Origin of the sequence: Thalassotalea fonticola, assembly GCF_032911225.1 — a bacterium.
In the GTDB taxonomy this organism is placed as follows: domain Bacteria; phylum Pseudomonadota; class Gammaproteobacteria; order Enterobacterales; family Alteromonadaceae; genus Thalassotalea_A; species Thalassotalea_A fonticola.
In genome coordinates this window covers 3,973,876-3,995,804 of record NZ_CP136600.1, presented here as the reverse complement: position 1 = coordinate 3,995,804, position 21,929 = coordinate 3,973,876, and the positions used below count along the sequence as shown (strand labels likewise).

16 protein-coding genes and 5 tRNA genes are annotated in these 21,929 nt (G+C 40.3%); all 21 read right to left on the bottom strand.

The annotated features are described in order from the left end of the window. Positions 1-67 precede the first annotated feature (67 nt). The 21 genes from rpsG to hemE all read right to left on the bottom strand — a co-directional run bounded on the left by rpsG (position 68) and on the right by hemE (position 21,638). A complete protein-coding gene (gene rpsG, locus RI844_RS16340; protein ID WP_348395729.1) occupies positions 68-541 on the bottom strand; it encodes a 30S ribosomal protein S7 in 474 nt (157 codons plus the stop codon). A gap of 83 nt (positions 542-624) precedes the next feature. Continuing rightward, entirely contained in the window at positions 625-999 is a 375-nt protein-coding gene (gene rpsL / locus RI844_RS16335) for a 30S ribosomal protein S12 (protein ID WP_077343579.1), read from the bottom strand. 225 nt (positions 1,000-1,224) lie between these two features. Further along, positions 1,225-5,457 carry a DNA-directed RNA polymerase subunit beta' gene (gene rpoC, locus RI844_RS16330; RefSeq protein ID WP_348395728.1) on the bottom strand — a complete coding sequence of 1,411 codons (4,233 nt, stop codon included), beginning with the start codon at positions 5,455-5,457 and terminating at the stop codon, positions 1,225-1,227. Positions 5,458-5,542: 85 nt separating this feature from the next. Then, positions 5,543-9,571: a DNA-directed RNA polymerase subunit beta gene (rpoB, locus tag RI844_RS16325; RefSeq protein WP_348395727.1), complete on the bottom strand. Its 4,029-nt coding sequence runs from the start codon at positions 9,569-9,571 to the stop codon at positions 5,543-5,545. 242 nt (positions 9,572-9,813) lie between these two features. Further along, positions 9,814-10,179 carry a 50S ribosomal protein L7/L12 gene (gene rplL / locus RI844_RS16320; RefSeq protein ID WP_348395726.1) on the bottom strand — a complete coding sequence of 122 codons (366 nt, stop codon included), beginning with the start codon at positions 10,177-10,179 and terminating at the stop codon, positions 9,814-9,816. A 75-nt stretch (positions 10,180-10,254) separates the two neighbouring features. Next, positions 10,255-10,749, bottom strand: coding sequence for a 50S ribosomal protein L10 (gene rplJ / locus RI844_RS16315; protein WP_348395725.1), 495 nt, complete (start codon positions 10,747-10,749; stop codon positions 10,255-10,257). Positions 10,750-11,037: 288 nt separating this feature from the next. After that, a complete protein-coding gene (rplA, locus tag RI844_RS16310; RefSeq protein WP_348395724.1) occupies positions 11,038-11,736 on the bottom strand; it encodes a 50S ribosomal protein L1 in 699 nt (232 codons plus the stop codon). Between the two features lie 3 nt (positions 11,737-11,739). Continuing rightward, positions 11,740-12,168: a 50S ribosomal protein L11 gene (gene rplK, locus RI844_RS16305; RefSeq protein WP_348395723.1), complete on the bottom strand. Its 429-nt coding sequence runs from the start codon at positions 12,166-12,168 to the stop codon at positions 11,740-11,742. A gap of 290 nt (positions 12,169-12,458) precedes the next feature. After that, positions 12,459-13,361: a sulfite exporter TauE/SafE family protein gene (locus RI844_RS16300; protein ID WP_348395722.1), complete on the bottom strand. Its 903-nt coding sequence runs from the start codon at positions 13,359-13,361 to the stop codon at positions 12,459-12,461. Between the two features lie 406 nt (positions 13,362-13,767). Further along, positions 13,768-14,316, bottom strand: a complete 549-nt coding sequence (nusG, locus tag RI844_RS16295; RefSeq protein ID WP_348391016.1) for a transcription termination/antitermination protein NusG — start codon at positions 14,314-14,316, stop codon at positions 13,768-13,770. 3 nt (positions 14,317-14,319) lie between these two features. Further along, positions 14,320-14,700, bottom strand: a complete 381-nt coding sequence (gene secE / locus RI844_RS16290; RefSeq protein ID WP_348395721.1) for a preprotein translocase subunit SecE — start codon at positions 14,698-14,700, stop codon at positions 14,320-14,322. Positions 14,701-14,767: 67 nt separating this feature from the next. After that, positions 14,768-14,843: transfer RNA gene (locus tag RI844_RS16285), tRNA-Trp, on the bottom strand. Positions 14,844-15,914: 1,071 nt separating this feature from the next. Beyond that, the gene (gene tuf / locus RI844_RS16280) at positions 15,915-17,099 is read right to left on the bottom strand and encodes an elongation factor Tu (RefSeq protein ID WP_348395720.1); all 1,185 of its coding nucleotides are present in this window, start codon (positions 17,097-17,099) and stop codon (positions 15,915-15,917) included. A gap of 98 nt (positions 17,100-17,197) precedes the next feature. Then, positions 17,198-17,273, bottom strand: a tRNA-Thr gene (locus RI844_RS16275). Between the two features lie 13 nt (positions 17,274-17,286). Further along, positions 17,287-17,360 (bottom strand) — tRNA-Gly (locus RI844_RS16270). A gap of 31 nt (positions 17,361-17,391) precedes the next feature. Then, positions 17,392-17,476: transfer RNA gene (locus RI844_RS16265), tRNA-Tyr, on the bottom strand. Positions 17,477-17,508: 32 nt separating this feature from the next. Next, positions 17,509-17,584, bottom strand: a tRNA-Thr gene (locus tag RI844_RS16260). A 164-nt stretch (positions 17,585-17,748) separates the two neighbouring features. Then, entirely contained in the window at positions 17,749-18,465 is a 717-nt protein-coding gene (locus RI844_RS16255) for a type III pantothenate kinase (RefSeq protein ID WP_348395719.1), read from the bottom strand. Further along, complete coding sequence (gene birA / locus RI844_RS16250) at positions 18,465-19,439, bottom strand: bifunctional biotin--[acetyl-CoA-carboxylase] ligase/biotin operon repressor BirA (RefSeq protein WP_348395718.1); 975 nt, start codon at positions 19,437-19,439, stop codon at positions 18,465-18,467. The genes RI844_RS16255 and birA overlap by 1 nt, the downstream gene beginning before the upstream one ends. Beyond that, positions 19,439-20,461 carry a UDP-N-acetylmuramate dehydrogenase gene (gene murB / locus RI844_RS16245; RefSeq protein WP_348395717.1) on the bottom strand — a complete coding sequence of 341 codons (1,023 nt, stop codon included), beginning with the start codon at positions 20,459-20,461 and terminating at the stop codon, positions 19,439-19,441. The genes birA and murB overlap by 1 nt, the downstream gene beginning before the upstream one ends. Before the next feature lie 109 nt (positions 20,462-20,570). After that, complete coding sequence (hemE, locus tag RI844_RS16240) at positions 20,571-21,638, bottom strand: uroporphyrinogen decarboxylase (protein WP_348395716.1); 1,068 nt, start codon at positions 21,636-21,638, stop codon at positions 20,571-20,573. Positions 21,639-21,929: the final 291 nt, after the last annotated feature.

The window sequence follows — 21,929 nt, the reverse complement described above, 5'->3', positions numbered from 1 at the left end:
CCTTGTTCTAAGCTTGAGCTTAGATAACAGAAAAAGGCTGGCCAATTGCTTGGCCAGCCATATTATTTTACCAACGGTAATGAGCGAATGCTTTGTTAGCTTCAGCCATTCTGTGAACGTCTTCACGTTTCTTCACAGCTGAACCTTTGTTATCAGAAGCATCTAACATTTCGTTAGCTAGGCGTTGAGCCATTGATTTTTCACCACGTTTACGAGCAGCGTCAACTAACCAGCGCATGGCTAGAGCGTTACGACGTACTGGACGAACTTCAACTGGTACTTGATAAGTTGAACCACCTACGCGACGAGATTTAACTTCCACTGAAGGGCGGATGTTTTCTAAAGCGATCTCGAACAACTCTAAGTGTTCTTTATCAGTATTTTTCTCAGTTAAGATGTCTAGTGCACCATAAACGATTTTTTCTGCTGTCGATTTTTTACCATCAACCATAAGGATGTTGATGAATTTTGCTAAAAGTTCGTTTTTGAACTTCGGATCTGGCAAGATTTTTCTTTGTCCTACGACACGTCTTCTTGGCATTTTATGTACTCCGATTGTAATTTCAGGAATTTCCCAAAACAAAAGTTAAATTAGGTTGTTTGGCCTTACTTGACGGAGTTCCGTTAAGATTTAGGGCGCTTAGCACCGTACTTAGAACGGCCTTGTCTTCTATCGTTTACACCAGAACAATCTAGTGCGCCACGAACGGTGTGGTAACGCACACCTGGTAAATCTTTTACACGACCACCGCGAATTAAAATTACGCTATGCTCTTGTAAGTTGTGACCTTCACCACCGATGTAAGAAGTAACTTCGAAGCCGTTAGTTAAACGAACACGAGCTACTTTACGTAGTGCTGAGTTAGGTTTTTTTGGTGTAGTTGTATACACACGAGTACATACGCCACGACGTTGTGGACAAGCTTGTAACGCAGGAACGTTACTTTTAGTTACTTGTCTTACACGTGGTTTACGTACTAATTGGTTAATAGTTGCCATTAATGGGCTCCAAATTAGTTAAACATGTGCTTAGTTACAGTTTATTTCTGTAATTTTAGCACGCTCTTAAACGTGAAAATCCGCGACCCTACTTATAGGGTCGCGGAATTTTATAGGTCAAGCACCGAACTGTCAAGTTATACAAGGAAGATCCTTGATCTTTTTTGTACAGTTTGTGATCAACGGTAAAAGATCACTGCAGACCTTTTACCTGATGATTATGCTTTATTCGTCACCGCTTGGTGCAAAACCGCCTAACAAGTCTGCATTTAATGCATCTGTTAGTGCTTGTTCAGCATCTTCAGCAGAAACTGTTACTTCTTCTTCAACAGGTATGTTGGCTTTGTTCATGCGATTTTGATGATACGCATAACCAGTACCGGCAGGAATTAGACGTCCAACGATTACGTTCTCTTTCAAGCCACGTAAGTCATCTTTCTTGCCTGCAACAGCAGCTTCAGTAAGTACACGAGTTGTTTCTTGGAACGATGCAGCAGAAATAAATGATTCTGTTGCAAGCGACGCTTTAGTAATACCAAGCATTAGAGTTTGGAACTCAGCTGGAGCTTTACCTTGCGCTTCCAATTCACGGTTAGCAATTTTAACGCGTGCTACTTCAACTTGCTCACCTGGTAAGAACGTACTGTCACCAGCTGTCATGATCTCACATTTGCGGATCATCTGACGAACAATTACTTCGATGTGCTTATCGTTGATTTTTACACCTTGTAAACGGTATACGTCTTGTACTTCGTTCACGATGTAGTTAGCAACATGGTCAATACCACGTAAACGTAATATATCGTGTGGTGATTCAGGACCATCGGCGATAACTTCACCTTTAAGTACAGATTCACCTTCAAACACGTTAAGTTGACGCCATTTAGGGATCATCTCTTCGTATACTTCACCACTTGGTTGAGTGATTAATAGACGACGCTTACCTTTTGTTTCTTTACCGAAACCAATGATACCTGTTTTCTCTGCAAGAATAGCAGGCTCTTTTGGCTTACGAGCTTCAAATAAGTCAGCAACGCGAGGAAGACCACCGGTAATATCACGAGTTTTTGAAGACTCTTGTGGAATACGTGCTAACGCATCACCGATATTAACTTCTGCACCATCTTCAAGGTTAACGATTGCGTTACCAGGTAAGAAGTACTGAGCTGGAATTTCTGTACCAGCGATCATTACATCATTACCTTTCTTATCAACAAGCTTAACCATTGGGCGCATTTCTTTACCCGCAGTACCACGTTGAGCAGGGTCTGTAACAACGATGCTTGATAAACCAGTTAGTTCATCAGTTTGACGTGTCATAGTTACCGCATCGATAAGGTCAACGAATTGAATTTTACCACCAACCTCAGTAATGATTGGATGCGTATGAGGGTCCCAGTTAGCGATAGTTTCGCCAGCTGCAATCTCTTTACCGTCTGCTTTGTTTAAAATTGAACCATAAGGAACTTTATAACGTTCTTTCTCACGACCTAACTCATCAATAACAGTAATTTCAGATGAACGAGAAGTAATTACAAGTTTCTTTTCAGAGTTAGTAACGAACTTCGCATTTTGCAGTTTAAGAGTACCAGTATTTTTAACTTGTACGCTGTTTTCAGCAGATGCACGAGATGCAGCACCACCGATATGGAACGTACGCATCGTTAGCTGTGTACCAGGCTCACCGATTGATTGTGCTGCCACAACACCGATTGCTTCACCTTCGTTAATAAGGTGACCACGCGCCAAGTCACGACCGTAACATAATGCACAAATACCAAAGTCAGTGTCACAAGTAATAATTGAGCGAACCCAAACTTGGTCAACAGAATGCTCTTCCAATACATCACAATCAGCTTCATCAAGTAAGCTGTTACGAGCATAAAGCACGTCTTCAGTACCTGGAATCAACACGTCTTGTGCTACAACACGACCAAGAACACGTTCACGTAGAGGCTCTACAACATCACCACCTTCAATAAGTGGCGTCATTAATAGACCTTCTTCGATACCACAATCTTGTTCAGTTACAACCAAATCTTGTGCTACATCAACCAGACGACGAGTTAAGTAACCCGAGTTAGCTGTTTTAAGTGCCGTATCGGCCAAACCTTTACGAGCACCATGAGTAGAGATGAAGTATTGTAATACGTTCAAGCCTTCACGGAAGTTCGCAGTGATTGGCGTTTCGATGATTGAACCATCTGGCTTAGCCATTAGGCCACGCATACCAGCTAATTGACGAATCTGAGCGGCACTACCACGAGCACCAGAGTCAGCCATCATGAAGATAGAGTTGAATGAGTCTTGCTCTTCCATCTCACCGTCGCGGTTTAAGATTGATTCTTTCGATAAGTTATCCATCATCGCTTTCGAAACTTTTTCGTTAGCAGATGACCAGATATCAATTACTTTGTTGTATTTCTCACCAGCAGTTACAAGACCAGATTCAAATTGTTCTTGGATTTCTTTAACTTCTTCTTCAGCAGAGTCAATGATAGTGTATTTCGCATCTGGAATTACCATATCGTCAATACCAACTGAAGCACCTGCTACCATCGCATAGTGGAAACCGGTATACATAATGTGATCAGCAAACATAACTGTGTCTTTAAGACCTAAGTTACGATAAGCATGGTTAATAAGCGTTGAAATTTGCTTTTTACCTAATGGCTTATCAATCAGCTCGTATGGTAAGCCTTTAGGACAAACTTGCCACATAAGTGCACGACCAATAGTGGTGTCACGTAATGCAGTTTCAGCAACAGTAAAGTTACCTTCTTCGTCTTTAAAGTACTCAGTGATACGAATCTTCACTCGAGCGTGTAATTCTGCAACTTCAGTACGGTAAGCTTTTTCAGCTTCTTTAACAGAAGTGAAAACCATACCTTCACCTTTACCATTAACACAATCACGTGTTAAGTAGTAAAGACCTAATACAACATCCTGTGAAGGAACGATGATTGGGTCGCCGTTGGCAGGTGATAATACGTTATTGGTAGACATCATTAACGCACGAGCTTCTAATTGAGCCTCGATAGTTAAAGGAACGTGTACCGCCATTTGGTCACCATCGAAATCGGCATTGTATGCCGCACAAACTAGTGGGTGTAAATGGATTGCTTTACCTTCGATAAGTACCGGTTCGAACGCTTGGATACCAAGTCTATGAAGCGTTGGTGCACGGTTAAGCATAACCGGATGTTCGCGGATTACTTCATCAAGTACATCCCAAACTTCACCACCTTCACGTTCAACAAGTTTCTTAGCAGCTTTGATCGTAGTCGCTAGACCGCGGGCTTCTAATTTACCGTAGATGAAAGGTTTGAATAACTCTAATGCCATCTTCTTCGGAAGACCACATTGGTGTAAACGTAGTGTTGGACCAACCGTGATTACAGAACGACCAGAGTAATCTACACGCTTACCTAGTAAGTTCTGACGGAAACGACCTTGCTTACCCTTGATCATATCAGCAAGAGATTTAAGAGGACGTTTGTTAGAACCAGTAATAGCGCGACCACGACGACCGTTATCTAATAACGCATCAACAGACTCTTGTAGCATACGTTTTTCGTTACGTACGATAATGTCTGGTGCTACTAGATCTAGTAGACGTTTAAGACGGTTGTTACGGTTAATAACACGACGATATAAATCGTTCAGATCAGACGTTGCAAAACGACCGCCATCTAGTGGAACTAGTGGACGTAGATCTGGTGGAAGAATCGGAAGAACCGACATAATCATCCATTCTGGCTTGTTACCAGACTGAGCGAATGCTTCCATTAACTTAAGGCGTTTAGTGATTTTTTTACGCTTAGTTTCACTACCTATTTCAGGTAGTTCTTCACGCATTTGATCAATTTCAGCGTTAAGGTCAATTTCTTTCAATAGGGCTAAAACGGCTTCAGCACCCATTTTCGCATCAAACTCGTCACCGTGTTCTTCAAGAGAATCTAAGTACTCTTCTTCGGTTAAAATTTGGCTGCGCTCTAGTGTTGTCATACCAGGTTCGGTAACAACATAAGATTCAAAATATAATACGCGTTCAATATCACGCAAGGTCATATCAAGTAATAAACCGATACGAGATGGCAATGATTTTAAGAACCAAATGTGGGCAACTGGACTAGCTAATTCAATGTGACCCATGCGGTCACGACGAACTTTAGTTAGCGTTACTTCAACACCACATTTTTCACAAATTACACCACGATGCTTAAGGCGTTTGTACTTACCACATAAACATTCGTAATCTTTTACTGGTCCGAAAATACGGGCACAGAAAAGGCCGTCACGCTCTGGCTTGAACGTACGGTAGTTGATGGTTTCTGGCTTTTTAACTTCACCAAATGACCATGAACGGATCATGTCTGGTGACGCTAGGCCAATTCGAATACCATCGAATTCTTCAGTTTGATTTTGTTGCTTAAGAAACTTAAGTAAATCTTTCACACTCTATCTCCTGTCGGAGTTAACATCTAGAGAGGGCAAACGCCCTCTCCATGTACTAACTTATTCTATTTAGTCAGCTGCAAGCTTATTCTTTATCCAGTTCGATATTGATACCTAACGAACGGATTTCTTTCAACAATACGTTGAAAGATTCAGGCATGCCTGGTTCCATACGGTGATCACCGTCAACAAGGTTTTTGTACATTTTAGTACGACCGTTAACGTCATCTGATTTAACCGTAAGCATTTCTTGTAGAGTATATGCAGCACCGTATGCTTCAAGTGCCCATACTTCCATCTCACCGAAACGTTGACCACCAAATTGCGCTTTACCACCAAGTGGTTGTTGCGTAACTAGTGAATAAGAACCAGTAGAACGTGCATGCATCTTGTCATCAACTAAGTGATTCAGTTTCAGCATGTACATATAACCAACGGTAACAGGACGCTCAAATGCACGACCTGTACGGCCATCAAATAGAGTGAACTGGCCGCTTTCTGGCATATCTGCCAAACGGAATAGTTCTTTAATTTCTTTCTCTGCAGCACCATCAAATGCTGGTGTTGCAATTGGTAAACCGGCACGTAAGTTATCGGCTAAGCGTCTAACTTCGTCATCAGAGAAGTTATCAATGTCAACTACTTGGCGAGTTTCGCCAACTGCGTAAACATCTTTCAAGAATGTGCGAAGTTTCGCTAATTCTTGTTGCTCTTTGATCATGCGGTCAATTTTTTCACCGATACCGCGACACGCCATACCTAAGTGAGTTTCAAGAACCTGACCAATATTCATTCGCGATGGTACACCAAGTGGGTTAAGCACGATATCAACCGGCTCACCATACTTGTCATGAGGCATATCTTCAATTGGAACTACGTTTGAAATTACACCTTTGTTACCATGACGACCAGCCATCTTGTCACCTGGTTGTAAGCGACGCTTAACAGCAAGGTAAACTTTAACGATTTTAAGTACGCCAGGTTGTAAGTCATCACCTTGAGTGATCTTACGACGCTTAACTTCAAATTTCTTATCAAAGTCAGCTCTGATTGCTTCATACTGCTCGGCAATTTGCTCAAGATCAGTTTGTTGCGCTTCATCAGATAAACTTTGACTTAACCATTGGTCACGAGACATACCGTTAAGGTCTGACTCATTTAAACCAGATGATAATAAAAGTTTCTTAGCACGGGCAAAAATACCATCTTCTAAAATGCTGAATTCATCGCCAAGATCTTTCTTAACTTCTTTCAATTGCATTTCTTCGATTTCCATCGCACGAGCGTCTTTTTCAACACCGTCACGAGTAAATACTTGAACATCGATGATAGTACCTGAAACTGAGTTAGGTACACGTAAAGAGCTGTCTTTAACGTCAGCAGCTTTTTCACCGAAGATAGCGCGTAGTAATTTTTCTTCTGGAGTTAACTGAGTCTCACCTTTAGGAGTAACTTTACCCACTAAGATATCGCCACCGTTAACTTCTGCACCGATGTATACAACACCAGATTCATCTAGTTTAGATAATGCAGACTCACCAACGTTAGGAATATCAGAAGTAATTTCTTCTGAGCCTAATTTGGTGTCACGAGCGATACATGATAATTCCTGAATATGAATAGTAGTGAAACGATCTTCTTTCGTTACACGTTCAGAAATCAGCATTGAATCCTCGAAGTTATAACCATTCCAAGGCATAAAGGCGATACGCATGTTTTGACCTAGAGCCAACTCACCTAAATCGGTAGAAGGACCATCTGCTAACACGTCACCACGTTGCACTGGTTCGCCAACATTACAAGTTGGACGTTGGTTAATACAAGTATTCTGGTTAGAACGAGTGTATTTAGTTAAATTGTAAATATCGATACCAGCTTCACCGGCATGCATTTCGTTTTCGTTAACACGAACAACGATACGACTCGCATCTACATAATCAACAACACCGCCACGTTTGGCAACAGCAGTTACACCTGAATCTACAGCAATTGTTTTTTCCATACCAGTACCAACTAAAGGCTTATCAGCTTTTAATGTTGGAACAGCTTGACGTTGCATGTTCGCGCCCATCAAGGCACGGTTAGCATCATCGTGCTCTAGGAATGGAATTAATGATGCCGCCACAGAGATAATTTGCTGTGGAGAGATATCCATGTATTGAACTTGTTCAGCAGACATAAGCGTAAATTCATTCTTATGACGACAGTTAACTAGCCCTTCTACTAAATGCTTTTTAGAATCAACTGCAGCATTCGCCTGAGCGATGACAAAGTTACCTTCTTCAATTGCAGATAAGTAATCAATCTCGTCAGTTACTAAACCATCTACCACTTTACGATATGGAGTTTCTAAGAAACCATAGTCGTTCGTGCGGGCATAACATGATAACGAGTTGATCAAACCGATGTTTGGACCTTCCGGTGTTTCGATTGGACATACACGACCGTAATGGGTTGGATGCACGTCACGTACTTCAAAACCTGCGCGCTCACGTGTTAAACCACCAGGGCCTAACGCTGAGATACGACGTTTATGAGTAACTTCTGATAACGGGTTGTTCTGATCCATAAACTGTGACAACTGTGAAGAACCAAAGAATTCTTTAACAGCGGCAGAAATAGGCTTAGCATTGATTAAATCTTGTGGCATTACTGCGTCAAGATCACCAAGACTTAAACGCTCACGTACGGCACGTTCAACACGAACTAAACCTACACGGAATTGGTTTTCAGCCATTTCACCAACAGAACGGATACGACGGTTACCTAAGTGATCGATATCGTCCACTTCACCTTTACCGTCACGGATTGCAATTAACGTTTTCATTACCGAGATGATGTCATCGTGCGATAAGATGCCAGAGCCAGTGCTTTCAGAGCGACCAACTCGGCGGTTAAATTTCATGCGACCAACATTTGATAAGTCATAACGTTCTTCAGCGAAGAACAAGTTTTCAAATAATGCTTCGGCAGCATCTTTTGTTGGTGGCTCACCTGGACGCATCATACGATAAATTTCAACTAACGCTTCTAAACGGTTAGTTGAGTTATCAACACGTAAGGTGTCAGACATGTATGAACCACAATCGAATTCATTCATGTATAAGGTATCAAAAGACTTAAAGCCAGCTTCAGTTAATTCAGCTAATAGCTCTAAGGTTAATTCAGCATTCGCTTCAGCGATTACTTCACCAGTGCTCTTGTTCACGTGTTCTTTAGCAAGTACACGACCAACAATATAATCTGCTGGTACTTCTAAAGTATCAACGTCTTCTTTACCTAAAGCACGGATATGACGAGCAGTAATACGACGACCTTGTTCTACAAGTACATCGCCGTTTGGCAGTTTGATATCAAACGTTGCGGTTTCACCACGTAAACGTTCAGGAACAAGTTCCATAACTAACTTGTTTTTCTTAATATCAAAACGTGTCGTTTCAAAGAACATTTCCAGAATTTGTTCTGTCGTATATTCTAAGGCACGTAAAATAATTGATGCAGGTAACTTACGACGTCTATCGATACGCACAAATAAGTTATCTTTAGGATCAAATTCAAAGTCTAACCATGAACCACGGTAAGGTATAACGCGGGCGTTATATAACACTTTACCTGACGAGTGGGTTTTACCTTTATCGTGATCGAAGAAAACACCAGGAGAACGATGTAATTGTGAAACAATAACACGTTCAGTACCATTAATTACAAAGGTACCATTTTCCGTCATTAATGGGATTTCGCCCATGTAGACTTCTTGTTCTTTAATATCTTTAACTGTACCGGCTGCGGCTTCTCTATCGTAAATTACCATGCGTAATTTAACTCGTAGAGCGGCAGAGTAAGTTACACCGCGAATTTGACATTCTTTAACATCAAATAACGGCTCACCTAAACGGTAGCTAACATACTGTAATTCTGAATTACCAGAATAACTTTTTATTGGAAATACGCTACGGAAAGCGGCTTCTAAGCCTACTGCACCCGTTGCATCGATATCAATAAACTTGCGGAAAGATTCGAGTTGGATTGACAACAGGAATGGATAATCCATTACCTGAACGCTTTTACCAAAGTCCTTTCGAATACGCTTCTTCTCAGAATAAGAGTAAACCATGGGTTCCTCATCTAGCTGGTTATGGCCAAGTCTGACTTAAATAAGTCAGGAATAAAACTGATTAAAAACCAAAAAATAACCCTGTTAAATTTTGGTTAATAGTCAATAATGCACTGTTTTGGTTTAAAAAAAAACCAAAATATTGAATTGGTTAAAAACCAATCTCTTTTAGCGCAAAAAGGCCGGTGATATAAATCACCAGCCATTGCCTAATTTAGGCAGCTAATCTGTATAAATACAGATTATTTGATCTCAACAGTTGCGCCTGCAGCTTCAAGATCAGCTTTAAGAGCTTCAGCTTCAGCTTTCTCAACGCCTTCTTTGATAGCTTTAGGAGCTGCTTCAACCATGTCTTTAGCTTCTTTAAGGCCTAGACCTGTAGCGCCACGAACAGCTTTGATTACAGCAACTTTCTTCTCACCGAATGAAGTCATTACAACGTCAAATTCAGTTTGCTCTTCAGCAGCACCACCAGCGTCAGCTGCAACAGCAACACCAACAGCAGCAGTTACGCCGAATTTTTCTTCCATTGCTTCAACTAAAGCAACAACATCCATTACAGACATGTCTGCAATTGCGTTTAAAATATCTTCTTGAGAGATAGACATAATGTTTTTCCTATTTCTTTTTAACAGCTAAAGCGCTGTTATATATAACTATATAAATATAAACAAACAGCGTAATTATGCTGCTGCTTCTTCTTTCTGATCGCGAACTGCAGCAATAGTGCGAGCAAGTTTGCCTGCAGATGCTTCTTTCATAACGCTCATTACACGTGCAATAGCTTCGTCGTACGTAGGTAATTTCGCTAATAACGAAATATCTACAACGTTGCCTTCAAATGCTGCTGACTTAAGTTCAAAGTTTTCGTTTGATTTAGCGAAATCTGTGAACAAACGTGCTGCAGCACCTGGGTGCTCGTTTGAAAATGCAATTAATGAAGGACCAACTAATGTATCAGAAATACATGAGAACTCAGTACCTTCCAATGCGCGACGTGCTAACGTGTTACGAACAACCTTCATCCATACACCGTTTTCACGAGCTTCTTTACGCAAAGTAGTAATTGCTTCAACTGTTACACCGCGAGAATCCACGATTACAGCTGATTGAGCGCCAGTAGCAGCTTCTTGAACTTCAGCAACAATTGCTTTTTTATCATCAAGATTGATAGCCATTGGCTTTAACTCCTGGTTTCACCGGACGAATCCGATATTTAAAACTCCTAAGGCAATCATTTACCTTAGGCCATTACGGCGAGAGCCAGAAATTTAGGAAAATATCTGGGTAATCACCATCTACGTAGGACATTAAGTAATTGCCACCATACTCATAAAGTACTTAAGGTTTTAACTACACCTACGGTCTTGGACGGGAGCTGAGGATTCATAAAGAAAATCTCAGCGCCTACCAAATTTTTAGGGGCGAAATTATAGTCTAATTTATACCCCTTGTAAAACGCTAAATTAAGCGATTGTCAACGAGTTTTGAGCGATGGCAACACCGGCGCCCATAGTAGTTGATAAACTAATTTTCGCAAGAAATGCGCCTTTCGCTTGTGCTGGCTTAGCTTTGCTAAGTGCAGCAAGTAAAGCTACTAAGTTTTCTTCTAATTGAGCGTTCTCAAAGTCAACCTTACCGATTGTAGAATGGATGATACCATTCTTATCGTTACGGTAACGGATCTGACCAGCTTTAGCATTCTTAACTGCTGTAGCTACGTCTGGAGAAACTGTACCAACTTTAGGGTTAGGCATTAAACCACGAGGGCCTAATACTTGACCTAATTGGCCAACAACACGCATTGCGTCAGGAGTAGCGATTACAACGTCAAAGTTCATTTCGCCAGCCTTAACTTGTTCAGCTAAGTCTTCCATACCAACAATGTCAGCACCAGCTTCTTTAGCCTTCTCAACATTTGCGCCTTGAGTAAATACTGCAACACGAACGTCACGACCAGTACCGTTTGGTAATACTGTTGCGCCACGAACATTTTGATCAGATTTACGTGCGTCAATGCCTAGCTTAACAGCTACATCAACACTCTCTCTAAAGTTAGCCGTTGCTAATTCTTTAAGAAGTGTTAAAGCTTCATTGATTTCATATTCTTTTAATACGTCTACTTTTTCACGGATAAGACGAGCGCGTTTTGATAATTTAGCCATTGATTAATCCTCTACCACTAAACCCATTGAACGAGCAGAACCCGCAATGATACGCACTGCAGCTTCAAGAGAGCCTGCAGTTAAATCAGGTTCTTTAGTCTTAACGATTTCTTCAAGTTGTGCAGTAGTAACTGTACCAACTTTTTCAGTGTTAGGACGGCCTGAACCACTTTTGATACCAGCAGCTTTCTTAAGTAAGTAAGATGCAGGTGGAGTTTTTGTTTCAAAAGTGAAAGAACGATCGTTGTATACAGTAATAACTACTGGTACTGGAGCGCCTTTTTCTAAAGAATCTGTTTTTGCGTTAAACGCTTTACAGAATTCCATAATGTTTACACCGTGTTGACCTAGTGCAGGACCAACTGGTGGTGACGGGTTAGCTGCACCAGCAGCAACCTGTAGCTTGATTAGAGCTGTAACTTTTTTAGCCATGGTTTTTATACCTTTAGTATGGGTTCAAACGCTATTAGTTAAAACAGCTCCCCGTTAACAAAAAACGATTCTATCTGTCTCCAAATAAAATCGGCAGCGGATTATATATTAACCAGAGGTAAAAGTGCAAGGATGAATTGTGAATTTGTTTAAAAAAAGCACAAGAAAGAACGAGAAGCTAGAAACTAAGAACGAAAAGCTTGGTTGGTGGGAAATTTAATTCATGGGGAGTTAACTTAGAATTACCATGGATGGTTTAAATTCTATATTATCGCGTTATTGCCAAGCGACTATATAAAATCGAGCAGGCCTACTAAACCAACGAATAAAATCCAGCTGCCTAAAAATAGTTTTAGCCTTTTTGCTCCTAGCGCCTGAGCAATAAAACGAGCAACAAATGCGCCAATGATCGCCCCAGGTGCAGCAAACATTAAGACATCAAGATGAATTAATTGTGCTTGGATAAAGTAAGAAATGCCCGCGACTACCGTTGTTGCAGTAACTATCACACCGGCGGCAACGGAAAACATCACTGAAAACCCTCTTAATAACAATATAACAGCCAAGATCTCGCCTACACCTACTGATATCCATCCAGTGATGATACCACCAAGAATACTTGTTATAGCAATTAATGCTTTCTCTTTATTTGTTAAAAGGGTGACCCCTCTATGGGTTGAACGCTTACCTAAATATACACAGTGATATAATACTATTAAGCCAAACACCAATGAAAAAATACTGAAAATTAGATCTATCGAAGCGATAGGAATGATAGGCATGTATTGAACGCAAACTATACCTAAAATAGAAAAAGGAACACTACAAGCAAGTGCTTGGTACAATAAATTAACTCGTTCAATTTTTTGTTTATCGTGACTGTTGAAAAATATCAGCCAAGAAATGCTGCCTACTGTCATGCCAAAACATTGAATAGCAAAACTTGTGGCGATCACTTGTTCAATTGCCATACCCAATGCATCAAACGAAGGAACGAAAACGACTCCGCCACCAGCACCGGTCGAATTTGCAGTGATAGCACCGCCAATCCCTAACAAAAAAAACGCGCCAAATTCTTGCAGTTTAGCGAAAGGATTTTCAGACTGAATAAATAGCGCAGACCAAAGCACGATAAATAATAAGGCTAAAATAAGTAAATATTTTTGCTGTTTAGAGAATGATGAGGGCAACATTAATAAAGAAGCTTTTAGGGAAATTGTAGTTATCTTAATGCAGCTTTCTAGTAGATAAAACCCTTTAGTTGAAAAGCTTTGCGTTTTATTAATTTAGTAGCGCATTTTAATTTGGGAGAGCCCACACAAAAACATTGCGGGGTGACGTTAAGGCTTTACAAAGTTAAAAGGTCCGTGGGGCTTAGCTTTCGCTCATCCCTGAACATATACAAATCTCAAACCATCCATGGCGATTCTCATTATTTCATCCTTGAACATTTACAAATCTATTGCCATCCATGGCGATTTGCATACGTTAGTCCCTGATTACAAATCTAAAACCATCCATGGTGATTTGCATTATTTCATCCATGAAATAAAAAAAACCAGGCAAAAGCCTGGTTTTTTAACAAAATTGAATTGGCTATTAGCCTTTTTCAACTTGAGCAAATTCAAGTTCAACTGGTGTAGAACGACCGAAGATAGATACCGACACTTTAATGCGGCTCTTCTCATAATCAAGTTCTTCAACAACACCGTTAAAGTCTGCAAATGGTCCGTCAATAACACGAACAACTTCGCCTGGTTCAAACAATGTTTTAGGTCTTGGTTGGTCAACAGACTCTTCAAGACGTTGTAGTATACGATCAGCTTCTTTTTGAGAAATAGGTCTAGGGCGATCAGTAGTGCCACCGATGAAACCTAGTACACGAGGTACACTTTTAACTAAATGCCATGCTTCAAGATCATCTGGAACCATTTCAATTAGAACGTAACCAGGGAAGAATTTACGTGCACTTTTACGCTTTTGACCAGCGCGCATTTCAACAACTTCTTCAGTCGGTACTAAAATTTGGCCAAATTTGTCTTCTAAGCCTTGAATTTCTATATGCTCTAAAAGAGTTTTTTGTACACGAGCTTCATAGCCTGAAAACGCTTGCACAACATACCATCTTAATTTTCTATCTTCAGACATAAGTTACACCTGTAATGAAGTGATGAAGTTTACAATAGCAAATAATGCGCTATCTAAGCCCCATAAAATTAGTGACATAATCATTGTTGCTACAAGAACAATAGCAGTCGTTTGAATTGCTTCTTGTCTAGTAGGCCAAACAACTTTACGTACTTCTGTACGAGATTCTTTAGCGAAAGAAACTGCGTTACGACCTTTTTCAGTCAGCATAGCAACAAAGCCAGCAACAACAACCGCCGCAACTACACCAAGGGCACGGTATAATGGAGACATTTCACCGTAATAATAATTACCGAAAACGGCACCGCCTAAAAGTAGGAAAACTAATGCCCACTTTACTGAATCTAGAGAACCACTAGTTTGGTTTTCTGCACTTGCATTCATAACTTACAACCTGTTCCTGTCATTAGGACAAAACTACCCCGTCTAATGACGAGGTTTGGATAATATGTGGCAGGGGTGGAGAGATTCGAACTCCCAACATTCGGATTTGGAATCCGACGTTCTGCCATTGGAACTACACCCCTAAATTTTTTATACCTTAAAAAGGTACACATACACTTATCATGTGGTTCTTAGATTTTGTTTGGAAAATTAAGAGTAACATCAGAAGTGAGGGGCCATTATACGTTGTAAAATCTATTACTCAAGTGATAATTGTTGATCAATAGAGGAAAACTAAAAAAAGAAACGAGAGACAAGAAACGAAGTGCAGAATTTTCTTTACGTTTAGGGTAATTACGGTGGATTAGGGGAACAATATAGATAAAGTACTAGAACTTAGAAGCGGGAATCTAAGAGCGGGTACTTAAACATATCTTATTTAAAAAACCAAGATCCTGAAATAAACTCAGGAAAGTAGTGAGGGTTTTATCTGGTTTCGGTTACATGGATGTTAGTAAGCTCGCTGTCAAATACGGAGGTCACGGATGTCGCTTGAGCTCCTCCGGGATGACGTCATAGTTTTTCGAAATATGATTGAGCCTCCGCAGAGTTTGTTAACTTAAGTCACGTCATCCCGTGTGAGTCTAAGCGAGGCACGGGACCTCCTCAAGCACATTGTGAATATGTTAGATACGCAGTAATTCGTTTCTCGTTTCTCGTTTCTCGTTTCTCGTTTCTAAATTTTAGTCAATAAAAAAGGCCGCGTTAGCGACCTTTTTCAGTGTTCTATAAAATATCGATATTAGTCGATGATTTTAGATACAACACCAGCACCTACTGTACGACTCTAACTTCGGGTCAGAGACCCTCCTGAAAATTACTAAAATTAGTACCATTTGGACTAATTTCTTGACGCATTTTCTCATCACGAAACACCGTGAAGCTGGCCGTACAAACAAAAAGAGCGCCGAAGCGCTCTTTTTTAAGGTTTGGGGTTTACCAAATCATTAGTCAATGATTTTAGATACAACACCAGCACCTACTGTACGACTCTAACTTCGGGTCAGAGACCCTCGTGAAAATCACTAAAATTAGTACCATTCGGACTAATTTCTTAACGCATTTTCTCATCACGGAACACCGTGAAGCTGGTAGAACAGGCAATAAAAAAGGCCGCAACGCGACCTTTTTCAGTATTCTATAAAATATCGATATTAGTCGATGATTTTAGATACAACACCAGCACCTACTGTACGGCCACCTTCACGGATAGCGAAGCGTAAACCTTCTTCCATCGCGATTGGGTTGATTAGCTCAACAACAAACTTAAGGTTGTCACCTGGCATTACCATTTCAACACCTTCAGGTAACTCTACTGCACCTGTGATATCCGTTGTACGGAAGTAGAACTGTGGACGGTAACCTTTGAAGAATGGTGTATGACGACCACCTTCATCTTTACTTAACACGTATACTTCTGATTCGAATTTAGTGTGCGGGTTAACTGAACCAGGCTTACATAATACTTGGCCACGTTGTACGTCTTCACGCTTAGTACCACGTAATAATACACCACAGTTCTCGCCAGCACGACCTTCGTCAAGAAGCTTACGGAACATCTCTACACCTGTACATGTAGTAAGGGTAGTGTCTTTGATACCTACGATAGCAACTTCGTCACCAACTTTTACGATACCACGTTCAACACGACCTGTTACAACTGTACCACGGCCTTGAATTGAGAAAACATCTTCGATTGGAAGAATGAAGTCACCATCAATTGCACGCTCTGGCTCTGGAATGTAAGAATCAAGTGCATCAGCTAACTCAACTACTTTCTCTTCCCACTTAGCTTCACCTTGAAGGGCGCCTAATGCTGAACCTTGGATTACTGGTAAGTCATCACCTGGGAAATCGTATTCGCTAAGAAGTTCACGAACTTCCATTTCTACTAATTCTAATAACTCTTCGTCATCTACCATGTCACATTTGTTCATGAAAACAATAATGAATGGTACACCAACTTGGCGTGATAATAAGATGTGCTCACGTGTTTGTGGCATAGGACCATCTGTAGCAGCAACTACTAAGATTGCGCCGTCCATTTGAGCAGCACCAGTGATCATGTTTTTAACGTAATCGGCGTGACCAGGACAATCTACGTGTGCGTAGTGACGTGAATCTGTATCGTACTCAATGTGAGAAGTATTGATTGTAATACCACGCTCACGCTCTTCTGGAGCATTATCGATTTGTGCGAAATCTTTAACTTCACCACCGTGTACTTTAGTAAGTACAGCTGAGATTGCAGCAGTTAATGTTGTTTTACCGTGGTCAACGTGTCCGATTGTACCTACGTTTACATGTGGTTTCGAACGTTCAAATTTTTCTTTAGCCATTGTTAAATACCTTTAAAATAATTATAAAAATGAGTTTATTTTTTAAGGTAAAGACGAAAGATATATATTGAATAAGTAATTTCAGAGGGTACAGAGAATGGTGCTAATAGACAGATTCGAACTGTCGACCTCACCCTTACCAAGGGTGCGCTCTACCAACTGAGCTATATCAGCGCTTATAAAAATATGGAGCGGACGGCGAGAATCGAACTCGCAGCTTTAGCTTGGAAGGCTAAGGTATTACCACTATACGACGTCCGCATATCTATTAGACTATCTTTACAATAAAAAATGGTGGAGGGAGGTGGATTCGAACCACCGAAGGCTGAGCCGTCAGATTTACAATCTGATCCCTTTGGCCACTCGGGAACCCCTCCAATATTTTTTAACACTTTGAAAAGTGTATTAATGGTGCCGTCTGCCGGAGTCGAACTGGCGACCTACTGATTACAAGTCAGTTGCTCTACCAACTGAGCTAAGACGGCACTGCATTAAGTGGAGCGAATTCTAGAGGAATGTTTTGCACCATGCAATAGCTAAATTAAAAAAAATGCTGTTTTTTTTCTAGTTGCTGTTTTTTCAGCCGATATTGTTATAAAGATATTAATATATTCGCTCCATTTACACATCAGCTGAGCGAATTAAGCTACTATAAAAATCGTTGCATGCCGATAAAAATTAAATTGTCGATGTAATCCATTTTAAATTGGCCTAAACGATTTAGGTCAGAGCCATTACCGCCTGTAAAAATAACTCTTTCAACACTATGCTCAGTGTTTTTTGTCATCGCTACAGCGCCATGTACTGCCGCAGTGGCTGTAGACCAACAGCCTAAATTAACATTGTCACTAGTGTTTTTGCCAAACGCCAAAACTTCAATTTCACCTGGTTGTGCAAATACATTATCAGTATTTTTACACAGAGCTTGCATCATCAAATCAACTCCAGGAATGATCCACCCGCCCTGATGCTGCTTGTATTTATCTAATAAATCAAAGGTAATAGCCGTACCAGCATCGACTATTAAAATGTTTTCATTTGGGTAAAGCAATTCAGCACCAATCACCGCTAACCAGCGATCAACCCCCATAGTATTGTAGTTTTTATAACTATTTTTAATACCAAACGACTCAGCTTCAGTCGATAAAGCTTTAATGTAAATATCTTCTGAATCTGCCCATGTGTGTATTTCTTGTGAAAAAAGCTGATTAGAAACAGAAGCAATGATAATTGACGATATATGATTAAAGCTACTTAATAACTTTAAAAAATCAAAAGTAGAGCAGTGATTAATGTTAGACAGTTGGTTATTTTCAACTAAAGCATATTTTACTCGGGTATTACCTACATCAATCAATAAATTCATTAAGCACCTCGCAAGCTTACTTCGCCACCATAAATTGGTTGCTGTTTACCATCTATTTCTAATAATAAAGCACCGCTGCTGTTTATACCTTTGCAAACACCTCGGGTTTCTTTTTCACCAGTTAACAGTTTCACTTGTTTATTGTAGAAAAAATCTTGTCGTTGCCAGTCATCTAGCATTGGCGTTAAGCCGAATTGATGATGCTGCTCTAAGCGTTCGCTGATCCTTGCTATTAATTGCGCAGAAAGGACATTCCGATCAATTTCATCGCCCAATTCAGTCGCTAAATCGGTCCATGGTTGATCAATTTTTTCGGCACTTTGCTTCGGCATATTTATGTTTAAGCCTAAGCCTATTACGCAATTACCTGGGCCAATACTTTGGCCTTCTAATTCAACTAGAATCCCGGCAAGCTTTTTACCATTTACATAAATATCATTTGGCCATTTTAATTGCACATCAAGAGCGTACCTTTGCTGTAAGACATCGCTCACGGCTAGGCCAACGACTAAAGATATGCCCATAGCAGCAGACATGCCCTGCTCTAAATACCAATACATTGAAAGGTACAAGTGAGAGCCAAACGGTGAAATCCACTCTTTGCCTCTTCGGCCTCTACCTGCCGATTGAAATTCAGATACGCAAGCTTGTCCATGGGCGACATTGTTTGGTAACCGGCGCATTAAATACGAATTGGTCGAATCGATAATGCTGTGTACTTCAACAAAGTTCTTGCGGTTAAACGTTGCTAGTTCACTAGTAATTTTATGCAAGTCTAATAAAGTAATGCTTTGAGCTAATTTATACCCTTTGCCTTGCACTGAAAATATATCTAGCCCCATCTCGTTTAACACTTTAATGTGTTTTGAAATAGCCGTTCTGCTAACACTTAATTGCTCAGCTAAATGCTGGCCGGAAATAAATTTTCCATCCGCTAATTGACGAATCAACTCTTCTCGCACTACTTTTGCCATTAGGTGATATCTTCTATAAGTTGTTCGCCTTGTGCCGAAATTATCCTAACTTCCGGCTCGAGGCATACGTTAAATTTTTGCTTTACTACTTTTTGCACATGACGAGCCAGTGCTATCACATCTTTGCCCGTGGCCCTATTATTATTAATCAATACCAACGCTTGTAATTTATGCACAGCAGCATCGCCTACACACACGCCTTTCAAGTGACTTTCTTGTATTAACCAACCGGCTGCAAGTTTCATATCAGCTCCTGTAGCAGGGTAAGCTGGCAGCTCTGGAAATTCAGCTTTAATTTTTGCAAATAATTGATGGTCAACAATTGGGTTTTTGAAAAAGCTACCAGCATTCGGGATAACCTTTGGATCTGGTAATTTACTTTCTCGAATAGCAATGACGCTATCAAAAACTTGTTTCGGTGTAGGGCTATCGCCAAGTTCACTTAAGCCTTGATACTTCAAAGTAGGTGACCAAGATTTAGCTAGCTTTAAGCCTACAGCAACGACAACCCCTTTATTTTTTAATGCACCTTTAAAGATACTGTCTCGATAAGAGAACTGGCAGTGCTGAGCTTGCATTCTGACTACTTTCAAGCTTTGAAAGTCAAACCAATCAACATATTCACAAATACTGGCGAACTCTACTCCGTATGCGCCGATGTTCTGTATTGGCGCAGCTCCACAGTTACCTGGTATTAAGGCTAAATTTTCCAGGCCAGGCATCTGCTTAGTTAAACAATACTGTACTAATTCATGCCAATTTTCGCCGCTTGCTACATGTAGAAAAAAGCTATTTTCACCATCGGCAACATCAATGCCGCGAAGATTCGGACAAAAAATTGTGCCTTGATAGTTTTCAACGAACAATGAATTACTACCGCCACCTAGAATATAAAACTGTTCAGGTAAGTTTTGGGCAAAAGCTTTAACCTGCTCAATGGTTTCAGCAAAAATAATATCATTCGCTGTCACATTTAGTGCAAAACTGTTTAATTCTTTAAGTGGGTAATTTTTGTGGTGCATGAAAAATATTTTTATTAGGTTTGATCCGATTGTAACGGATAAGGGAAATAGATTCTAGGAACTAGGAAGTTAAACTAAAAGAGGAGCCGAAGCTCCTCTTGTTTATCATTTACTTATGAAATGGTTTACTAAATTTGTGTACGGCATCAATAAAGTAACCTGCATGTTCAGGGTTCACATCAGGGTGTATACCATGACCTAGGTTGAATACGTGGCCAGTACCTGTGTCTCCAAAACCATTTAATATCGTTTGTACTTCTTGTTCAATGCGCTCTTTAGGGGCGTATAGCATTGACGGATCCATATTGCCTTGAAGTGCAACCTTGTCGCCTACTCGTGCTTTGGCATCTTCAATATTAATAGTCCAGTCAAGACCTACAGCGTCACAGCCTGTAGCAGCAATAGATTCTAACCACATGCCACCATTTTTGGTGAATAAGGTAACCGGGACTTTTCGACCTTCATTTTCACGGGTTAAGCCGTCGACGATTTTCGCCATATATTGCAATGAGAACTCTTTATACATTGCAGGACTTAGTACACCACCCCAAGTATCAAACACCATCACCGATTGCGCACCAGCAGCAATTTGTGCATTTAAGTATGAAATAACTGAATCTGCTAGTTTATCAAGTAATAAATGTAATGTTTGTGGGTCGCTAAACATCATCTTTTTGATTTTAGTGAAAGCTTTCGAACTACCACCTTCAATCATATATGTTGCAAGTGTCCATGGGCTACCAGAGAAACCAATTAAAGGCACTTCACCGTTAAGTTCTTTACGGATAGAACGAACAGCATTCATAACGTATTGTAATTCACCTTCAGGATCTGGATGGCCAATTTTTTTAACATCAGCAGCGCAAGTGATCGGACGTTCAAACTTAGGGCCTTCACCAGTTTCAAAGTACAAGCCTAATCCCATCGCATCTGGGATAGTTAAAATGTCACTAAACAAAATAGCAGCGTCTAAAGGAAAACGACGTAATGGCTGAATTGTCACTTCTGTAGCAAGTTCAGTGTTACGGCAAAGCGCCATAAAATCACCTGCATCTTTACGAACTTCTTTATACTCAGGTAAATATCTACCCGCTTGACGCATCATCCATACAGGAGTGTAATCAACTGGTTGACGTAAAAGGGCTCGTAAATAAGTGTCATTCTTTAATGTTGTCATTTTAATACTTGAAATGTTGATGAATAAATATGGGCGTCATTCTACCCAATGTTAATCACAGTTACTATGATCTAGGGCAAACTTTATTGCATATTTAAAAACAATGTTGATGATTTGTTAAACAAAAGTAAGATGCCGTATTTTAATTATTTTGTAAAAAAGTGTTGCACAATAGAAAATGCTTTGTTATAAACTTTACAAGCTTTAAAGAATAACTAATAAGAAGCTAGTTTTACTAGACCATACAGCGAGCATTTCAGGCCTTATCTTTGATAAGGCCTTTTTATTTCT